We start from the raw sequence: 15,536 nt of genomic DNA on the forward strand, positions 1-15,536 counted from the left end.
GGGGGGGGGGGGGGGGGGGGGGGGGGGGGGGGGGGGGGCGGGGGGGGGCGCGGGGCCCCCGCCCGCCCCCCCCCGCGGGCCCCCCCCCCCCCCGGGGGGGGGGGGGCCCCCCGGCCGGCCGTCGGCGTCCAGGGTCTCCGGCATCTCCAGCCCCGCCCGCGGTCCCTCCGCCATGGCCGGCGCGACCGCGTGGTCGAGCGTCACCATGGGATCGGCGGGCACCATGCGTTCGAGCAGCCGGTGGAACGCCAGGATCTGCGGCCGGTCGGTGTCCTCCGCCCGCTCCGCCTCGTGGTGCACCGCGGCGATCGCCGCCTGGAGCCGGTACGGGCCGGGCGGTGCGGGCGCCTCTCACCGGTGGGTCGGAGCAGCCGGGCGGACCTCGGCATCCGCCTCGCGCTTTGTCGTGACACCCGCAGGTGAGTGGCGGGGCGATGGCGGTTACCCGGCACGGGTGGCCGAGGAAGGGAGCGAGCCGTGCGATTCCAGAGCCGTGCGCATGCCGGACAGGAGCTGGCCGTCAGGATGCTGGAGTGGGCGAGCAGCGGTGATCTCGCGAATGTGACCGTGCTGGCCCTGCCGCGCGGTGGCGTTCCGGTCGGGGCGGAGATCGCCCGGGCGATGCAGGTGCCCCTGGATGTCCTGGTGGTCCGCAAGGTCGGGGTTCCCGGATCCCCCGGGGTGAGTGTCGGGGCGATCGCCGGCGACGATCCCCCGGTCTTCGACCGTACGGGGCTGAGGGCCATGGACCTCTCGGAGGACAGGCTCGGCGCCGAGGTGGCCCGGGCGCGGGTCGAGCTGCACCGGCGGGAGGGTGTCTACCGGGGCGGGCGTCCCGCCCCGGACATCAGCGGTCACAGCATCGTGGTCGTGGACGACGGACTGGTCACGGGGGTCACCGCCCGCGCGGCGCTGCGGCACCTTCGGCGCGGCGGTCCGCTGCGGCTGACGCTGGCGGTGCCGGTGTGCGGTCACGGGACCGCCTCGGCGCTGCGGGACGAGGCCGACGACGTGGTCTCCCTGTACCAGCCGCAGCGGCTGCGATCGGTCGGCGAGTGGTACGAGGACTTCCGCCAGGTCACCGACCAGGAGGTACTGGACGCCCTGCGGGAACTGCACCCGGCCTAGGCACCTCTTGGCCGACGGTGGCCAGCAGGTTCGCGACCAGCGGGTTCGGGTCGTTCCTCCGCCAGGCGACGGCGACGCGGGTGCGGGCGGTACCGGGGGCGAGGGCGCGGAAGGCGACACCCTTGAGGCGGATGCGCCGGATGCTCGCCGGGGCCAGGGAGACACCGAGACCGGTCTCGACCAGGGCGCACACGGTCTGCCATTCCACCGCGTGCTGGGCGATCCGGGGTGTGAAGCCCGCCTCGGCGCACAGACCGGTGATCCGGTCGTGGAGCCGCGGGCCGACTTCGCGGGGCAGGAGCACGAACGGCGAGTCCGCCAACTGATCGAGACGCACGGTGCGCCGGGCGGCGAGCGGGTGGGCCGCCGGCAGGACGGCGACGAACGGCTCGGTCAGGATGGTCCGGAAGCCGATCCCCGTCTCCCCGTCGGGGGGTTCGCGCAGCAGGCCGATGTCGATGGTCCCCTCGCGCAGGGCGGCGGTCTGGGGCGCGGTGGTCATCTCGTGGATGTCCAGGTGCACGTCGGGGAACCGCTGCCGGAAGGTGCGCAGCAGGCCGGGCAGGACGGTCAGGGCGAGGGAGGCGGCGAAGCCGATCCGCAGGCGGCCCGCCCGGCCGCTTCCGGCGGCTCGGGCGGCGGACAGCCCGTCCGTGAGGTCGGCCAGGGCCCGTCGTACGGCGGGGAGCAGTTCGCGGCCGGCCGGGGTGAGGGTGACGCGTCCCGGTTCCCGGTGGAACAGCGGATGCCCGACCTTCTCCTCCAGGCGGCGGATCTGCTGGCTCAGCGGTGGCTGGGCGATGCCCAGCCGGGTGGCCGCGCGGCCGAAGTGCAGTTCCTCGGCGAGTACGACGAAGGCGTGCAGCTGCGGCAGCGGAAGTTCGGGGCGAAGCCCGGGACGCGTCATACGCCCAGGGATATCAGGTCATGCCTCTCCCGGTATTAGACGTATCGATGCTGGTCACATAGCGTCCCGTGTATGACAGAGCGACGTGCGGTCCTCAGCGGCTCGACGTTCGAGGAGCAGATCGGCTACGCCCGTGCCGTGGTCCACGGCGACTGGGTTCAGGTGTCCGGGACGACCGGTTTCGACTACACCACCATGACGATCTCCGACGACGTGGTGGAGCAGGCCGAGCAGTGTCTGCGCAACATCGGGGCCGCGCTGGCCGAGGCGGGGTGTGCCTTCGCCGACGTGGTGCGGGTGCGCTACATCCTGCCCGACCGGGACGACTTCGAGCCCTGCTGGCCGGTCCTGCGCCGCTGTTTCGGCGACGTCAGGCCGGCCGCGACGATGCTCGTGTGCGGTCTGGCCGATCCCCGTATGAAGATCGAGATCGAGGTGTACGCGCAGCGGTCGGCCCGGTGACGGCCGGCCCGGCGTCCCCGGTGTTCAGCTCTCGGCCGGGGTGAGCACGACGAAGTCCGCGCCGAAGGGGTCGAGGCAGACGGCCAGGCGGCCGACGCCTTCCGCGTCCGCCGGGCCCATCTGCACGCTTCCGCCGTTTCCGGTGACCCCGGCCACCGCGGCGTCGCAGTCGGTGACGTGGAAGACCGGGTGCCAGTAGGGCCGCCCGCCCGCCGGGGCGAGGTCCTCCTCGCGGACCTCCATGAGGCCGCCGTGCATCCGCTCCTCGGGCAGTCCGGCCGGGGTGATCAGGGTGTAGGTGCCCGCGCCGCCCGGCATCTCCGTGTCGCTGAACCGCCAGCCGAGGACACCGCCGTAGAACTCCTTGGCGGCCGCCGCGTCACTGGTGTGCAGCTCGGTCCAGGACAGTGAGCCCGGCTGGTCCACCAGGTCGACGCCCTTGCTCTCCCCCGGCTGCCAGACGGCGAACTGGCCACCCAGCGGGTCGCTGTACTGTGCCATCCGGCCCCATTGTTCGAGGTCCATCGGCGGTACCCGCACGGTGCCGCCGGCGCGCTCCACCGCCTGGGTCGTGGCGTCCGCGTCGGCGACGGTGTAGTAGATCATCCAGGCCGGGCGGGCACCCTCCTCGGTGAGCTTGCCGAGCCCGGCGACCATCTTGCCGTCCTTGCGGAACATCCCGCCTTCCATGTCCTCCCCGTCCCCCATGGGCTCGTAGTCCCAGCCGAGGACCGCGCCGTAGAAGGCCGCGGCGGCCCGGACGTCGGGGGACCCGAGGTCGAGCATGCAGGGGGAGCCGGGGGCGAAGTCAGTGGTGATCACCGCGATGTCCTTTCGCTGAGTCCCTTTGGCCTCAGCGTGCCACCGGGCACTGACACTCGCCCCTCGGCTACTCCTTCTCCGCCGCCTCGCGCTTCGTGAACGGCAGCACGAGCCGGGAGGGGTGCGCGGCGTCCCGGTAGATCTTGTGGGTGACGGGGCGGCCGACCGGCAGGTGGAAGGCGTCCGGCGGCAGCAGCGCGTTGTGCGCGTCGGCCGGCGGCTCGTCGTTGGACAGCTCCTCGGCCGGCACCGGGCCCAGAACAGTGTTCACGGTGTTGCTCCCGCCGCTCATGCCTGCCTCACGTGTGCGGGACAGGGGTGCTCGGCACCCTGTGGCTGCAGCGAGACCAGCCATTTGCTTTACATGACGTCAATGAAGTGAACGGCAAAAAGATCGAACGAGCAGTCGAGTAACTGACCATGCACGTCACTCAGGTGAGCTTGTACGAACCATCCGCTTGGCGCATGCAGGGCCGGCCCCTGACGCGTCAGCGGGCCCGGCGGGAGTTGAGCCGGGCGGCCTGGCGTGTCAGGTGGTCGCGCTCGGCGAGGTCGGGTGCCTTGTGGGCCGCCTCGGCGTACAGCCGTGCCGCCGTCGCCGGGTCGCCGTCGCGCTCGTGGAGGTACGCCGCCACCGCGGTGTGGCGCGGCAGGGAGGCGTCCAGCTCCGCGAGCGCCGCCAGCCCGGCGCGCGGTCCGTCGGCCTCGCCGACGGCGACCGCGCGGTTGAGCCGGACGACCGGGCTGTCGGTCAGGCGCGTGAGTTCGTCGTACCACTCGACGATCTGCACCCAGTCGGTCTCCCCGGCGGTGGGCGCGTCGGCGTGGAGGGCGGCGACGGCGGCCTGGGCCTGGAACTCGCCCAGCCGGTCGCGGGCGAGGGCCGCCTGCAGGATCCCGATGCCTTCGGTGATCGCCACGGTGTCCCAGCGGCCGCGGTCCTGCTCCGCGAGCGGCACCAGGCTGCCGTCGGGCGCGGTGCGGGCGGCGCGCCGGGCGTGGTGGAGCAGCATGAGGGCGAGCAGCCCCGCCGCCTCGGGGTGGTCGACGGCGGCCGCGAGCTGCCGGGTGAGCCGGATGGCCTCGGCGGCGAGGTCGACGTCCCCCGAGTAGCCCTCGTTGAAGACCAGGTAGAGGACGCGCAGCACGGTGGCGACGTCGCCGGGCCGGTCGAACCGCACACCGGACACGGTGCGCTTGGCCCGGCTGATCCGCTGCGCCATGGTCGCCTCGGGTACGAGGTAGGCGCGGGCGATCTGGCGGGTGGTGAGTCCGCCGACGGCGCGCAGGGTGAGCGCGACCGCGGAGGACGGCGTCAGCGACGGGTGGGCGCACAGGAAGTAGAGCCGGAGCGTGTCGTCCGCGGCCGGTGCGGGCCCGGGTGCCGGTTCCTCGTCGACGCGGTCCTCACGCCGGCGGCGGGCGGCGTCCGCGCGGGTCGCGTCGAGGAACTTGCGCCAGGCCGTGGTGATCAGCCAGCCCTTGGGATCCCGCGGCGTGTCGGCGGGCCAGACGCGGATCGCCTCGACCAGCGCGTCCTGTACGGCGTCCTCGGCCGCCGCGAAGTCGGCTCCGCGGCGGACCATGACGGCGAGGACGCTCGGGGTGAGGCTGCGGAGCAGGGCCTCGTCCATGGGTGGGGTCACTCCGTGATGGTGGGCGGCACTCCGTAGAACGGGCGCAGCTCCAGCCACTCGTGGATCGGCTTCCCGCCCGCCCCGGGGGCGGCCGACAGTTCCCCGGCCAGCTCGACGGCACGCTCGTGGCTGTCGACGTCGATCACCATCCAGCCGGCGATGAGGTCCTTGGTCTCGGCGAACGGGCCGTCGGTGACCGGCGGGCGCCCCTCCCCGTCGTACCGGACCCATGTGCCCTCGGGGGCGAGCGCCTGGCCGTCGACGAACTCCCCGGTCTTCTCCAGCCGGGCCGCGAAGTCGTTCATGTACTGGATGTGGGCCGAGATCTCCTCGGGCGTCCATTGGTCCATGGGAACGTCGTTGACCGCGGCGGGTGCGCCTCGGTAGTGCTTCAGCAGCAGGTACTTGGCCATGGTGTGCTCCTCGGTTCCGGTGCGGCCATTGTGGTCGCGTTCACCCCGGGGACGGAGCCGGACGCGGGTTCTCGACATCTCCGCCGGAATTTTTTTCCGGGCTCTCGTGCCGGGTCCCGTCAGGTCAGCAGCCGCACCCGGCTCGCGCCGAGTTCGTCGAGCATCTGGTCGCGGGTGAGCTTCCAGTCGGTACGGTGCCAGTGCTGGGCGACGTAGTCGAGCTGGGACACGGCGAGCACGCCCCGGAAGCGGCGCTGGTGGGGCTCGAACCGTCCGGCCGCCGTCAGCCCGTCCTCGATGTCGCCGACGGCCTCCTCCAGCCAGCGCTCGACCAGGTCGGTGAGTTCCGGGTCGATCACCGCGGCGTCGCGGCCGCTGCGGATGATCGGCCGGATGGCCGGCCAGATGTCGGCGGTCCGCCGCAGCCACGCCGTGATCGCGTCCGGCGTCCCCTCGGCGACGGTGGCGACGAGGTCCCGCGCCGTGGAGCCGGGCTCGGGGGAGCGGACGCGCCGCAGCGCCTCGTTGAGCCGCTCGTCGATGAGCGCCTTCATCAGTTCGCTGCGGGAGGGGAAGTACGCGTAGAAGGTCACGCGTGTGGTGCCCGCGGCGGTCGCGATGTCGTCGACCGTGGTGGCGGCGTACCCCTTCGTCTTGAACAGCTCGAGTCCCGACTCCAGCGGCAGGCGCCGGGTCATCCGCTTCTGCGCCTCACGAAGGTCCGCCATGCCGGAGATCCTGACGCCGCCCCGGCACGGAGAGCGCTCACCTTACGTACCGTAAAGCCTTCAGAGGAGCAGGTCGACGGCGAGTCGCTCCCGCAGCCGGGCGGCCGTGATGCCGTACGTCTCCAGGACGCGGACCCCCGTCGGGGCCGGGGGCGAAGACGCCGTGGTCGGTGTAGACGCGGTGGACGCAGGCGGCGCCGGTGAGCGGGCAGGCGCACTCGGGGACGGGCTCGGCGGCGCCGTCGCGGTCGCCCTCAGCGGTGCGGGGGCGGCGTTCACGGCGAACCTGCCGGGCGCGGGCCTGACGCCCGGTGAGGCCGCCGCGGCGGGCGGGCCGATCGCGGTGGACAGCCTGCCGCCCGGCACCCCCGGATCGGCGGCGCACGGTCTCGCCCTGGACGCCCTGGGCAGCGGCTTCGGCACGGCCTACCTGGTGTGCGGGGTGGCGGCGGCCGTCGCCGCGGCCCTGACCGCCTTCGGCATGACCGGGATCCGCGCCCGTCGCTCCTCGGCGGACGAGGCGTCCGGTGTCCTGCCGTCCGCGCCGGACGACAGGACACCGGACCCGGCCGCCGCGTCCTAACCCAGCGGCTCGATACGGATGTTGCGGTAACGGACCTTGTTGCCGTGGTCCTGCAGCCGGATGGCTCCGGCTGCGGGGCCCTCGGCGATTCCGCCACCCGTCGGACTGTCGACGGTCACGTCGTCGTGGATCCTCTTGCCGTTCCAGACCACGGTGACGCGGGCGTCGGCCGTCTTCTCGCCCTCGGCGTCGTAGCGCGCCGCGTGGAAGACGATGTCGTACGACTGCCAGGTCTCGGGTGCCCTGGCGGCGTTCACATCAGGGGCCTTCTTCAGGTAGATCGCTCCCGCTTCGTTGGTGTCGAGTGTGGTGTCGCCGTAGGAGTCCAGGATCTGGAGCTCATAGCGGTCCTGGAGGTAGACGCCGCTGTTGGCGCGGTCCTGGCCCGTCACGTCCGGGGGCAGCTGGGGCAGCCAGTACTCCACGTGCAGCTTGAAGTCGTCGTAGCTGTTCTTGGTGCGGATGTCCCCGCAGCAGACCTCCGTCGCGCCGTCGGTGACGGGCCACTGGACCGGGCGCCCGTCGGTGTGCTGCCACCGGTCGAGGCCGTCGCCGTCGAACAGGCCGACCGGCCTGCCGTGCCGGTCGACGCTGAGGAGGTCGAGGTTGACGTGGCCGGTGTCGCCCTCGTCGTACCGGTAGGCGACGCTGTTGTGCCCGGCGCGCAGCTCCAGTGCCTCGGTCTGTGTCGACCAGGTGTCCCAGTCACCGGTGCTGCGGAACTCGGTCTGCTTCACCTTCTTGCCGTTGACGTACAGGGAGAGGGACTTGGTGCCCTGGAAGGGGTTCGGGCCGTTGGAGTAGCGCAGCCCCAGGTCGTACGTTCCGCTCCTGTCCACCTCGACGTCGAAGGTCGTGGTGGTGCCCTGGGTGCCGTACCGGTCGACGAAGCCGCTGCCGGAGTAGCCCCGGTGGTCGGTGTTGATGCCGGCCGCGCCGGTGAGGGCCGCCTCCTCGGCCTCGTACAGCGGGCCCTGTTCGGGCTGCTTGCCCGGCATGGCGTTGAGGGTGTACCAGGCCTCCGTGCTCCACAGGGTCTCGCCCGACGCCGAGCTGAACGGGCGCGGGGAGCGGACGTGCACGACGCGGCCCGGCTTGAGTCCCTCGACGGCCAGGGTCACCTTCTTGCGGTCGCGCGACAGCTTGGCCGAGGTCACCTCCAGGGTCTCCTCGGCGATCTTGGGTCCGCCGTAGTCGCGCGTCGGGGTGTAGCGCCACTGTTCGGCCTCGTAGTGGCTGACAAGGTTGTCAGCGGTCTCCTGCGACAGCGGCTGGGTGTACTCCAGCTCGAAGCCGCCCTTCTTCACCCGCATGGCCTGGATGTCGAAGGTGTTGCCGCCGTTCGGCGTCAGCTTCTGGAGGCCGTACCTGAGCTTGCCCTCCTGGCCCCAGTTGCCGTCCGCCCCCAGACCGCCCGCGTAGATCGCGCCGTCGGGGCCCATGGTGATCCGGTTGACGCCGGCTTCGAGGCCCTGGGTGAAGCGGAAGACCGCGCCCTGGTACTGGCCCTTGACCTTCTCCAGGTAGGCGCGCTGGAGACCGCCGTAGGTGACGTCACCGAACAGCATCTGCCCCTTGAACCTGCCCTTGGTCAGGTAGAGGGGTGTGCTGGGCGAGTTGGCGATCTCGTTCTGCGGGAGCCAGAGCACCGGCTGGGTCACCGGCTCGGAGTCGAAGGGGCCCGCGGGGTTGGTGTAGTGGTTGAAGAAGCGGTCCTGCTTGATGTGGACCAGTTTCGACGAGGGGAGCCAGCCGCCCTGGTTGTCGGTGGCGAAGATGTCACCGCCGGGACCCCAGCCGATGCCGTTCGGGGTGCGCAGGCCGCCGGCGATGTAACTGACCTCGCCGGTCTTCCTGTCGACCTTGATGGTGGCGCCGCGGCCGGGTGCGGGCTGCGGGTCCGTGGTGGCGCCGCCGTAGTTGATGGCGACGGACAGGTTCAGATAGAAGTAGCCCTTGCGGTACAGCAGTCCGAAGGCGAACTCGTGGAAGTTGCCGCCGTAGGGCCAGGTGGCGATCGTCTTGAACTCGTCCATGACGCCGTCGCCGTCGCTGTCGCCCAGCTCCGTCAGCTCGTGCTTCTGGGAGACGAAGATGGTGCCGTCGACGACCTTGAGGCCCATCGGCTCCTTGAGGCCCTCGGCGATCTTCGTGGCCTTCACCTGGCCCGGACCGGTGGTGCCGGTGACCTCGTCCATGACGTAGACCTCGCCGGCGGTGTTGTCGGTGCCGCCCCAGGTGCTCACCACCAGACGGCCGTCGGGCAGCCAGTCCATGCCGGTGACCTGCGGCTGGAAGCCCTCGGGGCGCAGGTCGGTGAGGGTGTGGTCGGGGCGCACCGAGTTGAGCGGGAGACCGTCCCCCGGCGAGTCCCTGACGCCCTCGCACTCCTTGCGGCCCGGTGCGGTGACGCGGACCACGCCGGCGTCGGTGCTCAGGGCCGCGTTCGGCACGGTCGCGAAGTCGCCCGCGCCCGGCGGCCGCCAGGCCAGGCTGAGCACCTGGTCGCCGCCGCGCTCGAAGTGGTCGATGCGCAACGCGTGCATGCCCTCGGTGAGTTGGACGGTGCCGTCCTTGGGCTCGGCACCGTGCAGCCCGTCGTGGTCGATGACCAGCCGGTCGTCGATCAGCAGCCGTGAGCCGTCGTCGCTGGAGAGCCGGAAGGCGTACGAACCGTCGGCCGGCACATGGATGTTGCCGGTGACCTGGGTGACGAAGTTGTCGCTGAACCCGCCGAAGTCGCCGGTCGTGCTCCAGTCGACGGTCGGCATCAGCTTGTCGACGTTGGGGGTCTGTCCGGGCTTGAGGGTGCAGATCTTGTCGAGCGGGACCTGGACGTCGAAGACGCGCAGGGTGACGCCGGGCTCCTGGGGCGGCACCTCGGCCCGGAGTGCGGCGCCCGGTTGGGCGGACGCCAGGGGGGATCCGTAGATCCCGCCCGCGAGGAACGCGCCAACGAGTAGTCCTGTCAAGCGTCTTCGGGCGCGCCGGTACAGCCGTGCGTCCATGCTTCCTCCTGCTGGGTCGACCGGAGGGCCGGATGACTCCGGTGCCGAATGGGCGATACGCCAACGGTTGCGGCCGACACGCTAGGAGACTTCTGCTCAACCCGTCCATACTTTGTCATCGATGAGTTCAAAGTCCATCCGGTGGGCAGCATTCATCGATGTAATGGGTGTGCCGTGGAACCGGCGTGCGGTTACGGGGAGGGCGGGAGGCGGTAGACCGAGACGTGGGAGCGCGACTCGGCGGTGAACGTGGCGCCGTCCCAGTCCGCGTGCCTGGACTCCAGCTCGAAACCGGCCAGTTGGGCCATGAGGTCGAGTTCGGCCGGCCAGATGTAGCGGTGCGGGCTGCGGAACAGCTCCGCCTGCCGGCCGTCGTCGAAGTGGAAGTGGTGCGACACGACGCGCTGGCGCAGGACGTCGTAGGTGTCCAGGCCGATGTACCTGGGCTCGGACTGCCAGACCGTGGCCGTCTGCCCCGGTGTCAGTTCGCGTAGTTCGGGGACCCAGAGTTCGATCACGAACCGCCCGCCGGGTCCGAGGTGGCGGGCGGCGTTGCGGAAGCACTCGACCTGCTCGGCCTGGGTGAGCAGATTGGAGATGGTGTTGAAGACGAGGTAGACCAGGGTGTACTCACCGGGGGCGGCCGTGGTCGCCATGTCACCGATGATCACGGGGATCGTCGTCCCGTCGGCCTTGGTGCGCAGTTGCTCCACCATCGGCGGGGACAACTCGATGCCGGTGACGGGCACTCCGCGCCCGGTGAGCGGAACGGCCACCCGGCCCGTGCCGATGGCGAATTCGAGCGCCGCCCCGCCCTCGGCGAGCCGGGCGAGGCGGTCCACGGCCGGGTCCAGAACCTCGGGCGCGAACATGCCGGTGCCGGGCGTGTCATAGCGCCGGGCGGTATCGGCGTCCCAGATCTCCTTCTGCTCCATTGCGCCAACGCTCTTCGTCCACAAGGGAGTTGTCCAGCGAATTACGTCAGGGCTTGCGGGCGAGACCACCGTGCTCGCCGATGGGTTCCGGGGCGGGGGTGTCGCCGTCCGGGCGCCAGAGCGGGACGGAGACGACGCCGGGCTCGACGAGGTCCAGGCCCTCGAAGTACGCCGCGATCTGATCGATGGTGCGCAGGTTGTAGGGGACGGCACCGCTCTCGTTGTAGGCGTCCTGGGCCTGCTCGAAGACGGGGTCGATGCCGCGCGAGCCGTCGTTGACGGAGAGGTAGCTGCCGGAGGGCAGGGCGGCCATCAGCCGGGTGACGATGGAACGCGCCCGGTCGTAGTCGGCGATGTGCCCCAGGATGTTGCTGAGGATGAGGGCCGTGGGCCGCTTGAGGTCCAGCGTCTCGGCGGCGACCTCCAGGATGCGGTCGGGGTCCAGGATGTCGGCGTCCACGTACGCGGTCGCCCCCCGGGGGGTGGAGTAGAGCAGGGCGCGGGCGTGGGCCAGGACCATCGGGTCGTTGTCGACGTAGACGATCCGGGACTCGGGGGCGATCCGCTGGGCGACCTGGTGGGTGTTGTCGGCCGTCGGCAGCCCGGTCCCGATGTCCAGGAACTGCCGGATGCCCACCTCGCCGGCCAGATAGGCGATGTTGCGACGCAGGAAGGCGCGGCTGCTGCGGGCGATGGTGACGATCCCGGGGAAGACGGCGGTGTAGGCGTCGCCGGCCTCCTCGTCGACGGGGTAGTTGTCCTTCCCGCCCAGCCAGTAGTTCCAGATCCGGGCCGAGTGCGGCACCGAGGTGTCGATCTTCTGCTGCGCTGATCCGGGTGCTGCGGCAGGGTCGGTCATGAGTACCGTCCGTAGTCGTTCGGGGGCTGTTCCGGCCAACGCACAATCTACGGTCCCACAGCTCGCCGGCGCGGGCTTGTCCGCGGGGAGACAGGGCCGTTTCCCGCCCGGGTCAGCCGGAAGACGCGGGCCCCGTGACGAAACGGGTGAGGTGCTCCGCCGCTCCGCGCGGCAGATCCGCGACGGCCTCCGCGGGCAGCGTCGCGATCACGTCGCGCAGCCGCACGGCCAGGTCCGGGAAGAGGGCCCAGGCCGACGCCGGGGCCTCGACGGCCGTGAGCAGCAGATCCCCCTCGTAGAAGGTCGCGTCCAGCAGCGGCTCCTCCAGCAGCAGAGACACCGCGAACGGCAGCACGTACGGCAGGGCGACGCGCTGCCCGACGAGCATGCGCAGATCTCCCGGCCGGAGTTCACGCAGCGGGACGCGCCGCAACCCGTGCACCGTGCGGATCAGGTGGGTCGCGTCGGCGGCCGGATCCTCCCAGCGGGGCGGATCCAGCTCGTCGAGCGTACGGTCGAGGTGCAGCAGACGGTCCACGGCGACATTCTCGCCGACCGGACCGGCTCCCGGCTCCCGGCTCCCGGCTCCCGGCTCCCGGCTCCCGGCTCCCGGCTCAGCCGAGTTCCACCAGCAGGTCACCGCCCTCCACCTGCTGGATCCGGTTGATGGCCAGCCGGGCGACCGTGCCGGACCTCGGGGCGGTGATCGCCGCCTCCATCTTCATCGCCTCGATCGTGGCCACCGTGGCGCCGGCCGCCACCTCGTCGCCCTCGGCGACCGCGAGGGTCACCACACCGGCGAACGGGGCCGCGACATGGCCGGAGTTGGCGCGGTCGGCCTTCTCGGTGACCGGGACGTCGGAGGCCGCCGCCCGGTCGCGGACCTGGATCGGCCGCAACTGGCCGTTCAGGGTGGACATCACGGTGCGCATGCCCCGCTCGTCGGCGTCGCCCACCGCCTGCAGCTCGATGAGCAGCCGCACACCGGGATCGAGGTCGACGCGGTACTCCGTGCCGGGGCGCAGCCCGTAGAAGAAGTCCTTGCTGTCCAGGACGCTGGTGTCGCCGAAGGACTGGCGGTGCGTCTCGAACTCCCGGGTGGGTCCGGGGAAGAGGAGCCGGTTGAGGGTCGGCCGGCGGTCCTTCACCAGACCGGCGCGGTCGTCGGCGGTCAGTTCCCGGACCGGCTTGGGTTCGGCGCGGCCCCGCAGGGCCTTGCTGCGGAACGGCTCGGGCCAGCCGCCGGGCGGGGTGCCCAGTTCGCCGCGCAGGAAGCCGATGACGGAGTCCGGGATGTCGAACCGGCCGGGCTCCTCCTCGAAGTCCTCCGGGGAGACGCCCGCGCCCACCAGGTGCAGGGCCAGGTCGCCGACCACCTTCGACGAGGGGGTGACCTTCACCGGACGGCCGAGCATCCGGTCGGCGGCGGCGTACATCGCCTCGATGTCCTCGAAGCGGTCGCCGAGACCCAGCGCGATCGCCTGGGTGCGCAGGTTGGAGAGCTGCCCGCCGGGGATCTCGTGGTGGTAGACGCGGCCGGTCGGCGAGGCCAGGCCCGCCTCGAAGGGGGCGTAGACCTTGCGGACGCTCTCCCAGTAGGGCTCCAGGTCGCCGACGGCCGTCAGGTCCAGGCCGGTGGGGCGCCCGGAGTGGTCGGTCGCGGCGACGATCGCCGACAGGGAGGGCTGGGAGGTGGTGCCCGCCATGGAGGCCACGGCTCCGTCGACCGCGTCCGCGCCGGCCTGGACCGCGGCGAGGTAGGTGGCGAGCTGGCCGCCGGCGGTGTCGTGGGTGTGCAGGTGGACCGGCAGGTCGAACTCGCGGCGCAGGGCCGACACCAGGGTCGCCGCGGCGGGGGCCCGCAGCAGTCCGGCCATGTCCTTGACGGCCAGGACGTGCGCGCCCGCCTCCACGATCTGCTCGGCCAGGCGCAGGTAGTAGTCCAGGGTGTAGAGCCGCTCGGACGGGTCGGACAGGTCGGCGGTGTAGCACAGGGCCACCTCGGCGACGGCCGTGCCGGTCCCGCGTACGGCGTCGATGGCGGGCCGCATCCGGGAGACGTCGTTCAGCGCGTCGAAGATGCGGAAGATGTCGATGCCGGTCGCCGCCGCCTCCTGCACGAAGGCGTCGGTCACCTCGGTCGGGTACGGGGTGTAGCCGACGGTGTTGCGGCCGCGCAGCAGCATCTGGAGGCAGATGTTGGGCACGGCCTCCCGCAGGGCGGCCAGCCGCTCCCACGGGTCCTCGGCGAGGAAGCGCAGGGCGACGTCGTACGTGGCGCCGCCCCAGCACTCCAGGGAGAGCAGCCCGGGTAGGGTGCGCGCCACCACGGGGGCGACGGCGAGCAGGTCCTTGGTGCGGACGCGGGTGGCGAGCAGCGACTGGTGGGCGTCGCGGAAGGTGGTGTCGGTGACGCCGGTGACCGGCGAGTCGCGCAGCCGTCGGGCGAAGCCGTCGGGGCCGAGTTCGGCGAGCCGCTGCCGGGAGCCGGCCGGCGGTTCGCCGGCGGGCAGCGGCGGCAGCTTGGTGAGCGGGTCGACGAGCTGGGGCCGCTCGCCGTGCGGCTTGTTCACCGTGACGTCGGCGAGGTAGGTGAGCAGCTTGGTGCCGCGGTCGGCGGAGTGGCGGGCGGTGAGCAGCTCCGGGCGCCGCTCGATGAACGACGTGGTGACGCGTCCGGCCTGGAAGTCCGGATCGTCCAGGACCGCCTGCAGGAAGGGGATGTTGGTGGCGACGCCGCGGATGCGGAACTCCGCCACCGCGCGCCGGGCCCGGCCCACCGCGGCGCCGAAGTCCCGGCCCCGGCAGGTGAGTTTCACCAGCATCGAGTCGAAGTGGGCGCTGATCTCCGTACCGGCGTGGGTGGTTCCGCCGTCCAGACGGATGCCGGAGCCGCCGGGCGAGCGGTAGGCGCTGATCCGGCCGGTGTCCGGGCGGAAGCCGTTGGCGGGGTCCTCGGTGGTGATGCGGCACTGCAGCGCGGCGCCGCGCAGGGTGACGGTCTCCTGCGAGAGCCCGAGGTCGGCGAGGGTCTCGCCGGCGGCGATGCGCAGCTGTGCCTGCACCAGGTCGACGTCGGTGACCTCCTCGGTGACCGTGTGCTCGACCTGGATGCGCGGGTTCATCTCGATGAAGACGTGGTTGCCGTCCCGGTCGAGGAGGAACTCCACCGTGCCGGCGTTGCGGTAGCCGATCTGCCGGGCGAAGTTCACGGCGTCGGCGCAGATGCGGTCGCGCAGCGCGGGGTCGAGGTTCGGGGCGGGCGCGAGTTCGATCACCTTCTGGTGGCGGCGCTGCACCGAGCAGTCCCGCTCGAACAGGTGGATGACGTCGCCCTGTCCGTCGGCGAGGATCTGCACCTCGATGTGGCGGGGTTCGACGACGGCCTTCTCCAGGAACACCGTGGGATCGCCGAACGCGGACGCCGCCTCCCGGGAGGCCGCCTCGATGGCCTCCCTGAGCTGGGTGGGGTCCTCGACGCGGCGCATGCCGCGCCCGCCGCCGCCGGCGACCGCCTTGACGAACACGGGGAAGCCGATGCCGTCGGCGGCGCGGACGAGTTCGTCGACGTCGGTGGAGGGCGCCGAGGAGCCGAGCACGGGCACCCCGGCCTCGCGGGCGGCGGCCACCGCACGGGCCTTGTTCCCGGTCAGTTCCAGGATCCGGGCGCCGGGTCCGACGAAGGTGATGCCGGCCTCTTCGCAGGCCTTGGCGAGTCCGGGATTCTCGGACAGGAATCCGTAGCCCGGGTAGACGGCGTCGGCGTCCGCGCGGCGCGCGGCGCGGACGATCTCCTCGACGGAGAGGTAGGCCCGCACCGGATGTCCCGGTTCGCCGATCTCGTACGCCTCGTCCGCCTTCAGGCGGTGCAGCGAGTTGCGGTCCTCGTGCGGGAAGACGGCGACGGTTCGGGCGCCCAGTTCGTAGCCCGCGCGGAACGCCCGGATCGCGATCTCGCCGCGGTTGGCGACCAGCACCTTGCGGAACATGCTCGATCCCTTCAGCCTGCCGGTGACAAGGACCATCGTGTCGGCGGCAGGTCCGGGACGCCATG

Annotated in this window: 14 protein-coding genes and 1 pseudogene; 3 read left to right on the forward strand and 12 right to left on the reverse strand. The window is 71.9% G+C overall.

Features of this window, described 5'->3' with window-relative positions; genetic code table 11:
• Nucleotides 1-114: 114 nt before the first annotated feature.
• Nucleotides 115-339: pseudogene (locus ACIA6T_RS06520) on the reverse strand (RNA polymerase sigma factor); the annotation flags it as partial.
• A gap of 138 nt (nucleotides 340-477) precedes the next feature.
• Here ACIA6T_RS06520 and ACIA6T_RS06525 point away from each other — a divergent pair.
• On the forward strand, nucleotides 478-1,128 hold the full coding sequence (locus ACIA6T_RS06525; RefSeq protein WP_399445430.1) for a phosphoribosyltransferase: 651 nt from the start codon (nucleotides 478-480) through the stop codon (nucleotides 1,126-1,128).
• Here ACIA6T_RS06525 and ACIA6T_RS06530 read toward each other — a convergent pair.
• Nucleotides 1,079-2,035, reverse strand: a complete 957-nt coding sequence (locus ACIA6T_RS06530; RefSeq protein WP_399445431.1) for a LysR family transcriptional regulator — start codon at nucleotides 2,033-2,035, stop codon at nucleotides 1,079-1,081. The genes ACIA6T_RS06525 and ACIA6T_RS06530 overlap by 50 nt on opposite strands.
• A 72-nt stretch (nucleotides 2,036-2,107) precedes the next feature.
• Here ACIA6T_RS06530 and ACIA6T_RS06535 point away from each other — a divergent pair, with 72 nt between their 5' ends.
• Entirely contained in the window at nucleotides 2,108-2,497 is a 390-nt protein-coding gene (locus tag ACIA6T_RS06535; RefSeq protein WP_399445432.1) for a RidA family protein, read from the forward strand.
• Between the two features lie 24 nt (nucleotides 2,498-2,521).
• Here the strand turns inward: ACIA6T_RS06535 and ACIA6T_RS06540 are convergent, their stop codons facing one another.
• The 5 genes from ACIA6T_RS06540 to ACIA6T_RS06560 form a co-directional block, all read right to left on the reverse strand.
• Entirely contained in the window at nucleotides 2,522-3,319 is a 798-nt protein-coding gene (locus ACIA6T_RS06540; protein ID WP_399445433.1) for a VOC family protein, read from the reverse strand.
• Between the two features lie 67 nt (nucleotides 3,320-3,386).
• Nucleotides 3,387-3,590, reverse strand: coding sequence for a hypothetical protein (locus ACIA6T_RS06545; RefSeq protein ID WP_399445434.1), 204 nt, complete (start codon nucleotides 3,588-3,590; stop codon nucleotides 3,387-3,389).
• Nucleotides 3,591-3,807: 217 nt separating this feature from the next.
• The gene (locus ACIA6T_RS06550; protein WP_399445708.1) at nucleotides 3,808-4,953 is read right to left on the reverse strand and encodes an RNA polymerase sigma factor; all 1,146 of its coding nucleotides are present in this window, start codon (nucleotides 4,951-4,953) and stop codon (nucleotides 3,808-3,810) included.
• A gap of 8 nt (nucleotides 4,954-4,961) precedes the next feature.
• A complete protein-coding gene (locus ACIA6T_RS06555; protein ID WP_399445435.1) occupies nucleotides 4,962-5,369 on the reverse strand; it encodes a YciI family protein in 408 nt (135 codons plus the stop codon).
• Between the two features lie 119 nt (nucleotides 5,370-5,488).
• Entirely contained in the window at nucleotides 5,489-6,097 is a 609-nt protein-coding gene (locus ACIA6T_RS06560; protein ID WP_399445436.1) for a TetR/AcrR family transcriptional regulator, read from the reverse strand.
• Between the two features lie 163 nt (nucleotides 6,098-6,260).
• Between ACIA6T_RS06560 and ACIA6T_RS06565 the strand changes: the two genes are divergently transcribed.
• On the forward strand, nucleotides 6,261-6,680 hold the full coding sequence (locus ACIA6T_RS06565; RefSeq protein WP_399445437.1) for a hypothetical protein: 420 nt from the start codon (nucleotides 6,261-6,263) through the stop codon (nucleotides 6,678-6,680).
• Here ACIA6T_RS06565 and ACIA6T_RS06570 read toward each other — a convergent pair.
• The 5 genes from ACIA6T_RS06570 to ACIA6T_RS06590 all read right to left on the reverse strand — a co-directional run bounded on the left by ACIA6T_RS06570 (nucleotide 6,677) and on the right by ACIA6T_RS06590 (nucleotide 15,471).
• Complete coding sequence (locus ACIA6T_RS06570) at nucleotides 6,677-9,688, reverse strand: family 16 glycoside hydrolase (protein ID WP_399445438.1); 3,012 nt, start codon at nucleotides 9,686-9,688, stop codon at nucleotides 6,677-6,679. The two genes, ACIA6T_RS06565 and ACIA6T_RS06570, sit on opposite strands and share 4 nt — an antisense overlap.
• Nucleotides 9,689-9,879: 191 nt before the next feature.
• Entirely contained in the window at nucleotides 9,880-10,623 is a 744-nt protein-coding gene (locus tag ACIA6T_RS06575) for a class I SAM-dependent DNA methyltransferase (RefSeq protein ID WP_399445439.1), read from the reverse strand.
• A gap of 46 nt (nucleotides 10,624-10,669) precedes the next feature.
• A complete protein-coding gene (locus ACIA6T_RS06580) occupies nucleotides 10,670-11,482 on the reverse strand; it encodes an SAM-dependent methyltransferase (RefSeq protein WP_399445440.1) in 813 nt (270 codons plus the stop codon).
• Nucleotides 11,483-11,594: 112 nt separating this feature from the next.
• Nucleotides 11,595-12,020: a contact-dependent growth inhibition system immunity protein gene (locus tag ACIA6T_RS06585; RefSeq protein WP_399445441.1), complete on the reverse strand. Its 426-nt coding sequence runs from the start codon at nucleotides 12,018-12,020 to the stop codon at nucleotides 11,595-11,597.
• A gap of 76 nt (nucleotides 12,021-12,096) precedes the next feature.
• The gene (locus ACIA6T_RS06590) at nucleotides 12,097-15,471 is read right to left on the reverse strand and encodes a pyruvate carboxylase (RefSeq protein ID WP_399445442.1); all 3,375 of its coding nucleotides are present in this window, start codon (nucleotides 15,469-15,471) and stop codon (nucleotides 12,097-12,099) included.
• Between the last annotated feature and the right edge of the window lie 65 nt (nucleotides 15,472-15,536).

Origin of the sequence: Streptomyces sp. NPDC051740 (assembly GCF_044453165.1) — a bacterium.
GTDB lineage: Bacteria > Actinomycetota > Actinomycetes > Streptomycetales > Streptomycetaceae > Streptomyces > Streptomyces atrovirens.

Coding starts and splice junctions, on each gene's coding strand:
- ACIA6T_RS06530 (WP_399445431.1), bottom strand. CDS start 2,035: ATGACGCGTCCCGGGCTTCGCCCCGAACTTCCGCTGCCGCAGCTGCAC.
- ACIA6T_RS06535 (WP_399445432.1), top strand. CDS start 2,108: ATGACAGAGCGACGTGCGGTCCTCAGCGGCTCGACGTTCGAGGAGCAG.
- ACIA6T_RS06550 (WP_399445708.1), bottom strand. CDS start 4,953: ATGGACGAGGCCCTGCTCCGCAGCCTCACCCCGAGCGTCCTCGCCGTC.
- ACIA6T_RS06555 (WP_399445435.1), bottom strand. CDS start 5,369: ATGGCCAAGTACCTGCTGCTGAAGCACTACCGAGGCGCACCCGCCGCG.
- ACIA6T_RS06560 (WP_399445436.1), bottom strand. CDS start 6,097: ATGGCGGACCTTCGTGAGGCGCAGAAGCGGATGACCCGGCGCCTGCCG.
- ACIA6T_RS06570 (WP_399445438.1), bottom strand. CDS start 9,688: ATGGACGCACGGCTGTACCGGCGCGCCCGAAGACGCTTGACAGGACTA.
- ACIA6T_RS06575 (WP_399445439.1), bottom strand. CDS start 10,623: ATGGAGCAGAAGGAGATCTGGGACGCCGATACCGCCCGGCGCTATGAC.
- ACIA6T_RS06580 (WP_399445440.1), bottom strand. CDS start 11,482: ATGACCGACCCTGCCGCAGCACCCGGATCAGCGCAGCAGAAGATCGAC.
- ACIA6T_RS06590 (WP_399445442.1), bottom strand. CDS start 15,471: ATGTTCCGCAAGGTGCTGGTCGCCAACCGCGGCGAGATCGCGATCCGG.